General features: G+C 70.2%; 11 protein-coding genes. All 11 read right to left on the reverse strand.

Annotation, left to right across the window (positions count from 1 at the left end; all coding sequences use genetic code 11):
* Nucleotides 1-65: 65 nt before the first annotated feature.
* The 11 genes from ASD65_RS08970 to ASD65_RS09020 are packed head-to-tail and all read right to left on the reverse strand — an operon-like array spanning nucleotide 66 to nucleotide 11,920.
* Nucleotides 66-1,256: an acyl-CoA dehydrogenase family protein gene (locus ASD65_RS08970; protein WP_056221395.1), complete on the reverse strand. Its 1,191-nt coding sequence runs from the start codon at nucleotides 1,254-1,256 to the stop codon at nucleotides 66-68.
* Nucleotides 1,253-2,413, reverse strand: a complete 1,161-nt coding sequence (locus ASD65_RS08975; protein WP_082561646.1) for a CaiB/BaiF CoA transferase family protein — start codon at nucleotides 2,411-2,413, stop codon at nucleotides 1,253-1,255. Before ASD65_RS08975 ends, ASD65_RS08970 begins: the two co-directional genes overlap by 4 nt.
* Entirely contained in the window at nucleotides 2,410-3,858 is a 1,449-nt protein-coding gene (locus ASD65_RS08980; protein ID WP_056221397.1) for an aldehyde dehydrogenase family protein, read from the reverse strand. The genes ASD65_RS08975 and ASD65_RS08980 overlap by 4 nt, the downstream gene beginning before the upstream one ends.
* A complete protein-coding gene (locus tag ASD65_RS08985) occupies nucleotides 3,858-5,309 on the reverse strand; it encodes an aldehyde dehydrogenase family protein (protein WP_235566644.1) in 1,452 nt (483 codons plus the stop codon). The genes ASD65_RS08980 and ASD65_RS08985 overlap by 1 nt, the downstream gene beginning before the upstream one ends.
* A complete protein-coding gene (locus ASD65_RS08990; protein ID WP_056221400.1) occupies nucleotides 5,306-6,094 on the reverse strand; it encodes a sugar isomerase domain-containing protein in 789 nt (262 codons plus the stop codon). The genes ASD65_RS08985 and ASD65_RS08990 overlap by 4 nt, the downstream gene beginning before the upstream one ends.
* Before the next feature lie 24 nt (nucleotides 6,095-6,118).
* The gene (locus ASD65_RS08995; protein WP_056221404.1) at nucleotides 6,119-6,865 is read right to left on the reverse strand and encodes a nucleoside phosphorylase; all 747 of its coding nucleotides are present in this window, start codon (nucleotides 6,863-6,865) and stop codon (nucleotides 6,119-6,121) included.
* Complete coding sequence (locus ASD65_RS09000; RefSeq protein WP_056221407.1) at nucleotides 6,865-7,782, reverse strand: carbohydrate kinase family protein; 918 nt, start codon at nucleotides 7,780-7,782, stop codon at nucleotides 6,865-6,867. The genes ASD65_RS08995 and ASD65_RS09000 overlap by 1 nt, the downstream gene beginning before the upstream one ends.
* Nucleotides 7,779-8,348, reverse strand: coding sequence for a cysteine hydrolase family protein (locus ASD65_RS09005; RefSeq protein ID WP_056221410.1), 570 nt, complete (start codon nucleotides 8,346-8,348; stop codon nucleotides 7,779-7,781). The genes ASD65_RS09000 and ASD65_RS09005 overlap by 4 nt, the downstream gene beginning before the upstream one ends.
* Nucleotide 8,349: 1 nt before the next feature.
* Nucleotides 8,350-9,252, reverse strand: a complete 903-nt coding sequence (locus tag ASD65_RS09010; protein WP_056221412.1) for an ABC transporter permease — start codon at nucleotides 9,250-9,252, stop codon at nucleotides 8,350-8,352.
* On the reverse strand, nucleotides 9,249-10,364 hold the full coding sequence (locus tag ASD65_RS09015; RefSeq protein ID WP_056221415.1) for an ABC transporter permease: 1,116 nt from the start codon (nucleotides 10,362-10,364) through the stop codon (nucleotides 9,249-9,251). The genes ASD65_RS09010 and ASD65_RS09015 overlap by 4 nt, the downstream gene beginning before the upstream one ends.
* Nucleotides 10,361-11,920: an ABC transporter ATP-binding protein gene (locus ASD65_RS09020; RefSeq protein ID WP_056221418.1), complete on the reverse strand. Its 1,560-nt coding sequence runs from the start codon at nucleotides 11,918-11,920 to the stop codon at nucleotides 10,361-10,363. Before ASD65_RS09020 ends, ASD65_RS09015 begins: the two co-directional genes overlap by 4 nt.
* Between the last annotated feature and the right edge of the window lie 8 nt (nucleotides 11,921-11,928).

Here is an 11,928-nt window from a genome sequence, read left to right on the forward strand (position 1 = left end):
CACCAGACATGCGAAGGGGCGGTATCCGCGACACACGCGCGGGTACCGCCCCTTCGGACGTCAGGTCAGGAGAAGGCGGCGAAACCGGTCAGCTCGCGGCCGAGGATGAGGGCGTGGATCTCGTCCGTGCCCTCGTAGGTGCGCACCGCTTCGAGGTTGGCCATGTGGCGCATCACCGGGAATTCCGAGGTGATGCCGTCGCCGCCGAGGACGGACCGCGCCGCGCCCGCGATCGCGATCGCCTCGCGCACGTTGTTGAGCTTTCCGACGCTGATCTGCGCGTGGGTCAGGGTGCCGGCATCCTTCTGCGCTCCGAGGTGGAGTGCGAGCAGGACGCCCTTCTCGTACTCGAGCAGCATGTCTGCGAGCTTCGCCTGCGTGAGCTGGAAGGAGCCGATCGGGGCGCCGAACACGGAGCGATCCTGCGACCGCGCGATAGCGACCTCGAGGCAGCTCCGCGCCGCGCCCATGACGCCCCACACGATTCCGTAGCGGGCCTCGTTGAGGCACGAGAACGGTCCGCGCAGGCCGGTGACGCCGGGCAGGAGTGCGTCGTCACCGACACGTACCTCGTCCAGGCTCACGTCGCACTGGATCGACGCCCGCATGGCGAGCTTGCCGGTGATCGCGGTGGCCTCGAACCCGTCCGAGTCCGTCGGGACGATGAAGCCGCGGATGCCTTCGTCGGTGTTCGCCCACACGATCGCGATGTCGGCGAGGGTCGCCAGGCCGATCCAGCGCTTCGTGCCGGAGATGACCCAACCATCGCCGTCACGGCGTGCCGTCGTGGTCATGGCGGCGGGGTCGCTGCCGCCCGTGGGTTCGGTGAGGGCGAAGCATCCGATGACGCGTCCGGCCGCCATCTCGGGCAGCCAGCGCTCCTTCTGCGGCTCCGAGCCGAACTTGGCGATCGCGCTCATCGCGAGTGAGCCCTGCACGGAGACGAACGTGCGCCAGCCGCTGTCGACCGCTTCCAGTTCGAGGCAGACCGCGCCGTACGCGGTGGCACTGGCACCCGCGCAGCCGTAGCCGGAGATGTGCATCCCGAGGAATCCGGCGGCACCGAACTCCTCCACCAGCTCGCGGCGGAAGTACTGGTTCTCGAAGTCCTCCTCGATCACCGGGGCGATGCGGGTGCGGGCGAACTCGCGCGCACGCTGCTGCCATTCCTGCGCGTCTGCCGGCAGCAGCGCGTCGAGGGAGAAGACGCCCGACAGGCGGTCTTCGGCGAGGGACGAGACATCGGGGTTGCTCATCGGTTTCCTTTCGTGGGCGACGACTGCGCCGCATCGGCTGAGGTGTCGGCACCGCTGAGCCGCGGGCCGAGAGGGGGAGGTCCTGAGCGGTAGGACACGGGGGTCTCGCTGAATCTGATCGGGTTGGCGACCTGCGCGGCGCCGTCGATCTCGACGACCGGGGCGAGCCCGAGCCGCGTCGCGAAGGCGAACGCCTCGGGGATGTCGTTGATCGCGCCCGCCGGCACGGCGACCGCGCTGAGCTGATCGATCCACGCTTGGGCGCTGTCGCTCTGCAACCGCTCCTCGAGGATCTCGATGAGCTCGTCGCGGTGCCGCACCCGGTCGGTGTTCGTGCGGAACCGTTCGTCGTCGGCGAGCTCGGGCCGCCCGAGGACACCGCACAGTGAGCGGAACTGCCCGTCGGTGCCGACGGCCAGCGCGTACGGGCGATCGGCCGCCGCGACCACTTGATACGGCGCGATGCTGGGGTGCGCGTTGCCCAGCCGTCCCGGCACCGCGCCGCCGAGCAGATGCGCGGAGGCCTGGTTCGCCAGTGCGGAGAGCAGACTCGAGAGCAGGTTCACCTCGATCCGCTGACCGCGGCCGGACTCGGCCCGCGCATGCAGCGCGGCCAGGATGCCGGTCACGGCGTGCAGGCCTGTGACGATGTCGACGAGGGCGACGCCCACCTTCATGGGACCGCCGTCCTCGTCGCCCGTGATGCTCATGAGTCCGCCGGTCGCCTGTACGAGAAGGTCGAATCCGGGCAGGCCCGCGCCCTCGGTGGCGCCGAATCCGCTGATCGAGCAGTAGATGAGACCGGGGTTGTCCGCGCGCAGCGCGTCGTACCCGAAGCCCAGCTTCTCCATCGCCCCGGAACGGGCGTTCTCGATCACGATGTCGGCCTCGGCGACGAGGCGGCGCACGGCCGCGACGTCATCCGGATCGCGCAGATCCGCGGTCACCGAGCGCTTGTTGCGATTGACGCTGGCGAAGTACGTGGACGAGCCGTCCGGCGCGACGGGCGGGCGCCATCCCCGCGTCTGGTCTCCCTCAAGGGGCTCGACCTTGACCACGTCGGCGCCGAAGTCCGCGAGCAGCATCGTGGCGTACGGTCCCGCGAGCACGCGCGACAGGTCCACGACCTTGATCCCCTCAAGCGCCCCGACGGTCATGCTGCACCTCGCAGGTACACCGTAGACGGTCGGGTGTAGAACTCGCGCGCCGCCGTGCCCTGCTCCGCAGGACCGAGCGCGCTGCCCTTGACTCCGCCGAACGGGACGTGCGGGTCAGCGCCGGCCGTCTCGGAGTTGATGTGCAGCATCCCGACATCGAGCAGATCCACCGCGGTCAGGGCCGTCGCGATGTCGCGGGTGAACACCGCGGCCGAGAGCCCGAACTCGCTCTGGTTGACCATTGCGAAGGCGGATGCCGCATCCTGCGCCGTACGCACCGCCAGGACGGGACCGAACAGCTCGTTCTCCCACACCTCGGATCCGCCCGCGCGACAGTCCAGGACGGTGGGCGCGACGAAGTGCCCGCCGTCGAGGTCGAGGCGGGGCGCGCGCGAGGTCACCCGAGTCGCGCCATCCTGCAGCGCTGTGTCGATCCCGGCGAGGACGGCATCACGGGACGCGGCCGAGACCAGCGGTCCGATCGCCACCTCGGGATCGAGCGGGTTCCCCACCGTCAGCGCATCGGTCGCGGTGCGCAGGCGGGCGAGGAACTCGTCCACGATCGCCGATTCGACGATGAGGCGGGAGGTGGCGGTGCACTTCTGCCCCGTGGACACGAACGCGCCCGCGATGACCTGCGCGACCGCGAGGTCGAGGTCTGCGTCGGCCAGCACGACGGCCGCGTTCTTGCCGCCCATCTCGGCTTGCACCGGAATCCCGCGCGCGGCTCCGGCGGAGGCGACGGCACGGCCCACACCGGTCGATCCGGTGAAGGTCACCGCATCGATGCCGGGATGCGCCACCAGCGCGGGACCGGCGGCGCCGTCCCCATGCAGCAGCTGGATGACGTCCGCCGGAAGTCCGGCGGCCAGCAGCGTCTCGACCAGGCGCACGGCGAGCAGCGGTACCGCCCCGGACGCCTTCCACACCACGGCGTTGCCGTGCAGCAGGGCCGGAGCGATCTTCCACGCCGGGATCGCGATGGGGAAGTTGAACGGCGTGATGACGCCGATCGTGCCGACCGGGCGACGCACGACGAGGATGCGCTCACCGGCACGCGGCGAATGGAACACCTCACCCGCCGCACGGTCGGGCTCGTGGCCGACGTAGTCGAGGATCTGTGCGGCACGCCGCACCTCGCCGATGCCCTCGCGGAGGGTCTTGCCCTCCTCGCGGGCCAGCTCGCTCCCGTACTCGTCGGCGCGCCCGGCCAGCAGCACGGCCGCGGCCTGCAGAACGGCACCGCGCGCGTGGGACGTGCGGGCTGCCCACTCGGACTGTCCAGCGCGAGCGGATGCCACGGCGCGGTCGACGTCGTCGGCCGTGCCGACGGTGCCCCGTGCCACGACCTCGGCCGGAGCCGCCGGATTGCGCCGCTCGAGTGGGCCGCCGTCGCCGGCGACCCACTCCCCCGCGACGTACTGGCGGACGTTCACCTCGGGCATCAGTACCTCCGCAGCAGACGGATGTGGCGCTGCTGCATGAAGCCGTGCAGGCCCTCGGGGCCCAGCTCGCGCCCGAAGCCCGACATCTTCCAGCCGCCGAACGGCGCGTGCAGCTCGGTGATGTCGTTGATGTTGACGCCGATGCCGCCGGCGTCGATGCGCTCGGCGACCGCCCACGCACGATCCAGGTCGCCACCATAGACGTATGCCGCGAGGCCCGCCTCGCTGTCGTTGGCGAGCGCCGCGATCCCGTCGACGTCCAGCCCGTGCGCGAAGCGGTGCACCGCGACGACGGGACCGAAGGTCTCCTCGCGCATGACCCGCGAACCGCGGTCGACACCGTCCAGGACGGTGGGGAGGAAGAACGTCCCGCGGTCGAAGTCGGCGCCCTGCGGTCGGGCGCCACCGGTGACGACGCGCGCACCGGAGGCGACCGCATCCGCGATGTGCGCCTGTGCGGTCTCGATGACCGCTGTCGTCGTGGTGGGACCACCGGTGACCGCGGGGTCGATGCCGTGACCCTGCACGATGGCGCGTGCCTCTGCGGCCACCGCTTCGACGAACTCATCGGCGATCGAGTCCGCGACGAGGATGCGGTTGACGGCGATGCAGATCTGACCCGCGTTGGAGAACGAGCGACGGGCCGCCGCGGCGGCAGCCGCCGCGACGTCGGCATCGGGCAGCACGATGAACGGGCTGTGACCGCCGAGCTCGAGCGAGACCCGCTTCATCGTGTCCGCCGCGGACCGCATGATCGCCTGTCCGGTGCGGGTGGACGCCGTGGCGGTGACCATGCCGATGCCCGGGTGGGACGAGATCGCGGTTCCGGCCTCGAGCGCACCCGGGAGGTCGGCCAGCACGCCGGCCGGCAGGCCCGCGTCGTGCAGGCACTGCACCGTGAGGGCGATCGCCAGCGGCGATTCCAGCGGGGGCTTGACGATGATCGCGTTACCCGCGGCCAGTGCCGGGCCGATCTTCCAGGCGTACAGGTCGACGGGGTAGTTCCACGGCACGATCGCGCCGACGACGCCGATCGGCGCCCAGGTGACCATCGAGCGGATGTCGGCGCGCTGGGTGGGACGCAGGCTTCCGCCGACGCGGGTGCCCTCCTCCGCGTAGTAGCGCAGCACGATCGCGCCGAACGCGATCTCCTTGCGGCTGTCGCCGAGGGGCTTGCCCTGCTCCCGGGTGAGCGCGTCGGCGATGTCGTCGATGCGCTCGTCCATCAGGTCTGCCGCGCGTCGCAGAATCGTGCCGCGGTCGGCCGCGGGCATGGACGCCCACCGGCGGGCAGCCGTCGCGGCGACCGTCACGGCGGCGTCGACGTCAGCCGCACCCGCCACCGCGGTACGTCCGACGAGATCGCCGGTGGCGGGGTCGCGCACCTCGAGGTACTCCCCGCTGAGGGGAGCGACCCAGCGGCCGTCGATGTAGAGCTCGCGCGTGATCATCGGACCACCGGTGCCGAGAACTCGCGGCTGCGGAGGCGACGCCACAGCTCGGCGTAGTTGCGGTCGTTCTGCTGGTGCGCGAGCGTCGTGCGGTTGGAGTTCGTGTTCACCATGATCATCGGTTCGACACCGCGCGCGACCAGCTCTGCCGCCGTCGATGCGTTGATCGCGTGCGAGACGGCCACGGCGATCGAGGTGGAGGTCGGGCCGACCGGGAACTCCAGGCCGTCGATGAACTGCGAGGCGTCCTCGAGCGGGATGCCGGTGTCGATCGTGACGTCGGCGACCTCGAACAGACGCTTGCCGCTGGAGTGGCGGCTGGCGACCTGCGACGAGTGCGGCACGCTGGTCACGCCGATGACCTTGAGCCCGCGCTCCTTGAACTCCATCGCCATGTCGAGGATGACGGAGTTGATCCCCGAGTGGCTGAACAGGATGATCGAGTCACCCTCCTTCAGCTGGTGCGAGCGCAGGATGGCGCGGCCGTAGCCCTCCTGCGTGTGCAGGAAGCGGTACTGAGCCGTGCCCTGGTCGCCGAGGACGTGGTGCATCAGCGCGATCGAGGATTCCACGATCGGGCGGAAGCCGGTGACGCCACCGGTGCGGGGGAACGACTCGAGCGCGGCGAATCCGCCGTGCCCGGTGCCGAAGGTGAAGACGAGGTTGTCGCCGGCGATCGAGTCGGCGCAGATCTGTGCGGCAGCCGCGATGCTCTCGGCCTGCGTGTCGCGCACGCGGCCGATCTTCGCGATGACGTCGTCGAGGTAGTCCTGTGCAATGGTCATGTCATTACTCCGAGGTTGAGGGTCTTAAACGGTTGCGGGTGCGGCGGAGAGGGCGCGGAATCCGGCCTCGAGGAGCTGCTTCTCTGCCACGGCGCGCTCGGGGCGCGCCATCTTCTCGTTCGTGCGTCCGGCGACGCTCGCCAGGCAGAGCGAAGCGGCGGCGACGCGGAGGGCACGCGCGGCGACCAGCACCGCACTGGTCTCCATGTCGGTCGCGACGATGCCGACGCGCTCGAGCGTGGCGTAGCGGTCGTCCACGGACGTGAGCCCGACTCCGGTCTCGAACATCTCCGTGTAGAAGCCGTCGTAGCTCGCGTACAGCCCGGAGCGGGTCGGCAGACCCGCCTCGCGGACAGCGTCCTCCAGCGCACGGGTGAGGGCGAAGTCGGGGACCGCGGGGTACTCGAGGGGCAGGTACGTGCTCGAGGTGGACTCGCCGCGGACGGCGCCGTGCGCGACCACGAACTCGCCGAGCTGGGTCTCCCCCACCGTCATGACGGTGCCGAGGCGGACGAAGCGGCGGACGCCGAGGCCGGCCAGCTCGTGGAGCACGACGGCGGCGATCGGAGCGCCCATGCCGAAGGCGCTCACGGTGATCCGCTCTCCGCGGTACGAGCCGGTGGCGGTGGTCAGCCCGCGGTCCTCGTTGAGGACCTCCGCGTCGTCGAGGATCTCGGCGGCGAGCAGTACTCGACCCCGATCACCGACGAGTACGGCGGACTCGCCGACCTGATCGGCTCGGCAGCCCAGGTACCAGGCGCGTTCTGACATCAGTGGTTCTCCTTTTGTGTTGCTTGAGTTGCGGCGGAGTCGGCTGTGCGGCTCCGCAGAAGTGCTCCGACGGCGTGCGTCGAACGGGCGATGAGGGCGGTGATCTCGCTGTCGCTCAGCTGCGACGGCGCAGCGCCCTGCGCGATGAGGCCGACGAGCGTGCCGATGAAGGTGTCGCCGGCACCGGTCGTGTCGACATCGCGCACGCGCTCCACGGCGACGGCGCCGGCGCGCGACGCATCTCCGGCGAGGTGCCAGGACACGCCGTCGGCGCCCTGCGTCTCCACGACCAGGGCGTCGGGGCGCAGCGTCGATGCGCGATCGGCGCCGAGCACGTAATCGCGCTCGCCGCGGCTGAAGCTGACGAGATCGGCGCGTTGGAGCATCCGTCGCATCAACTCCGGCGTGTAGACGTCGTCATCGTGCTTGACCGCCCACGCGAGGCGGGCGCCCGACGGGATGCTGTCCAGCACGGCCGTCGTCAGCGCGCGTGGCGCGACGGTCATGATGACCCAGTCGCTGGCGGTGAGAGCCGACGCCTGTCCGTCGGTCAGTGTGTCCGGGTAGCAGTCGCCCGGGTCGAAGAGGCAGATCGTTCCGCCGCTCGCGATCTCGATCATGGTCGAGGAGGGCGTACGGCTGCCGTGCACGGCCACACCGTCGACGCCGGTTCCGGTCTCGACGAGCGCGGCACTCCAGGCGTGCCCGCCCTCGTCGTCGCCGACCCAGCTGACGGCCATGACCGGGGCGTCGCTGGCGGCGACGGCGCGGGCGATGTGGGCCACCCCGCCGATGCCGGATGCGGCACCCTGCGAGCGACGTCGCACGATGCTCGTGGCGTCGACTCCGCGGAATTCGTGGATCTCGACGCTGTCGTCAAGGCTCGCGTAGCCGACGACCGAGACGCTGCCGGTCACAGGGCGTCCTTGGCGTCCGCGAACGAGGGGACGCGGCCGAAGTAGCGCTCGATGTCCTCGAGGCTCGCCTCGGCCAGGTGCGGCCGGTTGGAGTTGGTGGTCTCGCGCGGAACCCACACGTCGAACCCGCCGGCGAACGCATCCTGCACCGTGGCGCGGATGCAGACGTTGGTTTTGACCCCGACCACGATCAGGCGCTGCACGCCCTGCTCGCGCAGGAGCAGGTCGAGGTCGGTCGCGTAGAACGCCGAGTAGCGGCGCTTGCCGACTTCGACCTCACGACCGGTGGGCAGCGGCTCGAATCCGGGCATGTACGCGGCATCCGTGTCACCGATCTGGTGGTGACGCGGGAGCTTGCGGAACTCGAAGTCATCCAGACCCGGGTAGTGCCGCTCGACGGCGTGCACCACCAGCGACTCCCGCTCGCGCGCGGTCGCCAGCAGCTCGGCGATCGGGCCGAGAACGGCGGGCGCCTCGGGGTAGAAGTTGGCCTCGGCCGGGTCGAAGAACGACGCGATGACGTCGACGAGGACGAGGGCCGTCGAGGGGGAGGAAGAAGTAGACATGTCAGCTCACAGTTCGTGCGCCGCGTCGGTACTGACGGATGCCGGTGATGGCGATCACGACGACGACGGCGAAGTAGGGAAGGGTCGAAATGAGGTCGGCGGACGCCCCGCCGGTGGTCTGCAGCCGGATCTGCAGCGCGTCGAAGAAGCCGAACAGCACACAGGCCAGGGCCGTGGGCAGCGGCCGGGAGCGGCCGAAGTAGAACGCGGCTAGCGCCACGTATCCACGCCCGGCAGTCATGTTCTCGTTGAACAGCCCCACGGTGCCAAGGCTGAGCGCGACGCCGCCGAGCGCGGCCATCGCCCCGGCGAAGGTGCCGGCCAGATCGCGGATGCCGAGCGGTCGCAGTCCCAGCGACGTGCTGGCCGCCTCACCGGAGCCGCTCGCGCGGAGCCGCAGTCCGAGTCGGGTGTTGGCGAGGGACCACGCGAGCAGAGGCACGAGGATGATACACAGCCAGAACAGCGGGTCCTTGCCGGAGAACATCGCCCCGAGGACGGGGACATCCGCGATCAGGGGGATCTCGATCTTCGGCAGACGTTCGAGTCCGGCCGGCTGGAGGGTTCCTGAGGTGCCGAAGGTCGCGCGCAGCAGGTAGCCGATGACGCCGAACGCGACGATGTTGAATCCGAGGCCCACGATGATCTCGTTGGCTTTCAGCCGCGTGATGAGCACGCTCATCAGCGCGCCGGAGGCGGCTCCGGCGAGCAGACCGGCGAGTGCACCGAGTGCCCAGTTGCTGCTCGCGCCGCTGACCACGGCGCCCACCAGGGCGCCGACGATCATGTGCGCTTCGAGACCGATGTTGACGACACCGGCGCGGCGATGGATCGCGCCGCCGAGCGCGGCGAGCACCAGCGGCACCGAGAGGACAAGGGTGGATGCGATGAGCGCGTCGATCACGAGCGACCCTCCTCTGAGTTGGTGCGGCGCCCGCGCAGCCAGCGGGGAACCCCGATGGCGACGACCGCAAAGATCATCACGGTGCCTTCCAAGATGTCGATGAGCTGCACGGGCAGGTCGATGAACAACTGCACCGTGGCTCCTGCGGCATTCAGCGCGCCGAACAGGATGGAGGCGATCAGGATGCCGACCGGGTTGAACCGGGCCAGCAGCGCGATGGCGATGCCGGTGAACCCGAAGCCGGCGGAGAAGCCTTCGGAGTAGCGGTGCACCAGACCCAGCGCGTGTGCGCCGCCGCCGATGCCGCCGATGACACCTGCGCCGATGATGGCGGTGATGATGACGGTGCGCACCCGCAGGCCCTGGGCGAGCGAGAAGCGCGGCGCCGCACCGACCGCACGGAACTCGAAGCCGAGGCTCGAGCGATTCATCCAGACGGCGTAGACCACCAGCAGCACGAGCGCGATCACCAGACCCCAGCTCATCTGACCCGGAGGGGCCAGGGCGGGGAGCTCGGCGGACTCGGCCACATACGCGGTGCTCGAGTTCGCCTGACCCGGGGCCAGGAAGAACGCCTGGACCGCCCACCCGGCGACACCGGCCGCGATGAAGTTGAACATCAGAGTCGTCACGACTTCGTCGACGCCCCAGAAGGCGCGCAGCAGCGCGGGTACGGCCGCGACGGCACCACCGACGACGAGCGCGCCGAGGATGGGGAGCAGGGCGCCGACGCCCGGAGGGAATCCGGCCATCTGCGTCCCGATCACCGCGGCCGTCAGACCGCCTGCGACGAAACTGCCCTCGACGCCGACGGTGAAGACGCCGGCACGGTACGCGAAGGCGGCCGCGATCGCGGTGAAGAGGATGGGAGTGGTCGCCGCCAGTGTGGCGTTGATGCGACTCGGGGTGCCGAACGCCTCGGTGACCAGTAGCCCGTAGACCTCGAGCGGGTTGTTCCCGGTGAGCAGGAGCACGATCGCACCGACGCCGAGCGCGATCGCGATCGGAACGACGGCGCGCCAGACGACGCGGATGATCGAGTCGAGGATGCTGCGGGAATCGCGCGGCGCGGTGTCCGGCTGCACGGGGGCTTCATGGGTCGTGGCGCTCATGCCGCCTCCTCCTCGTGTCCACCGAGCATGAGTTCGCCGATGTCTGAACGCGACGCACCAGCCTCGAGCGTGCCCGACACTCGGCCGCGGTGGAGCACGACGATGCGGTCCGCCAGTTCTCTGAGCTCGTCGAGCTCCTCGCTGAACAGGACGATGGCGGCTCCTTCGTCGCGGGAGCGGCGCAGCAGCTCATGGATGTAGCCGATGCCGCGGATGTCGACGCCACGGGTCGGCTGACTCGCGATGAGCACCTTGGGCCGGCCGATCGTCTCGCGCCCGATGACGACGCGCTGCTGGTTGCCGCCCGAGAGGGAGGACGCGAGATCCGAGGGCGAACCGAACTTGACGGCGGCCCGGGCGAGGACGGCGGCGACCTGGGACACCACGCGCTTGGGGCGCAGCCAGCCCGCGGTGGCGAGCTCGCGCAGCGACGGTGCCGCGATGGAGTTGTCCGACAGCGGCAGCGTGAGCGCGAGCCCTTCGTGCTTGCGATCGGCGCTGACGTACGCGATCCCCCGGCGGCGATGCCGACGGATGCTGGTGTGTGCGACGGACTCGCCGTCGACGGTGACGTCACCGGCAGCGAGTGCACGGACGCCGATGAGCGCCTCGGCGAGCTCCTCCTGGCCGTTGCCCGCGACGGCGGCGATGCCGACGATCTCTCCGGCGCGGACCGTGAAGCCCACGCCGTCCAGTCTCCGGAATCCGCGATCGTCGTTGGCCGCGACGTCTTCGACGACGAGGCGGACCGCGCCGGGGGTGCCACGGCTCCCGCTGGCTTCCACGACGGGGGAATCGCCGATGATCAGCTGAGCCAGCATCGCGCGGTCCAGATCAGCGCGCGGATGCTCGGCGATCGACCGCCCCGCACGCAGGACGGTCACGTCCTGGGCGATGGCGAGCACCTCGTCGAGCTTGTGGCTGATGAAGATGATGGTGCGTCCGGCATCCCGCAGCGAGGTGAGCAGTGCCAGCAGCTCCTTCGCCTGCGCCGGCGCGAGCACCGCCGTCGGCTCATCGAGGATGAGGACGTCGGCGCCGCGATAGACCAGTCGCAGGATCTCGACCTGCTGCTGGATCGCGATGGACACCCCGGATGCCGGTGCGTCCCACTCGATCTCGACTCCGACATCCGCCGCCAGCGCCACGGCACGTTCCCGTGCCGCGCGCCAGTCGAGCACGCCCAACCGGGCGACCTCGTCGCCGAGAATGAGGTTCTCCAGCAGGCTCAGCTCGGGGATGATCGCGAGTTCCTGCTGGACGAGCCCGATGCCGCGCTCGATGGCCGCACGCGGCGAGGAGAGGACCGTGGGCTCGTCGTCGACGATCACGCTGCCCTGATCAGGGCGGTCGAGTCCGTACAGCATGCGCATCAGGGTGCTCTTGCCTGCACCGTTCTCGCCGATCACGGCATGGATCGTTCCCGGAGCCACCGAAAGGCTCACGTCGATGTTCGCGCGTACGGAACCGAAGGAACGGCTGATCCCCTCCGCGCCGATCCGGCGACGGATCGCCGGATCGGACGCGGACGCGCGGTCACCTGGGAGGGTGCTCATTGGCGTGG

Source organism: Microbacterium sp. Root61, assembly GCF_001427525.1.
GTDB lineage: Bacteria > Actinomycetota > Actinomycetes > Actinomycetales > Microbacteriaceae > Microbacterium.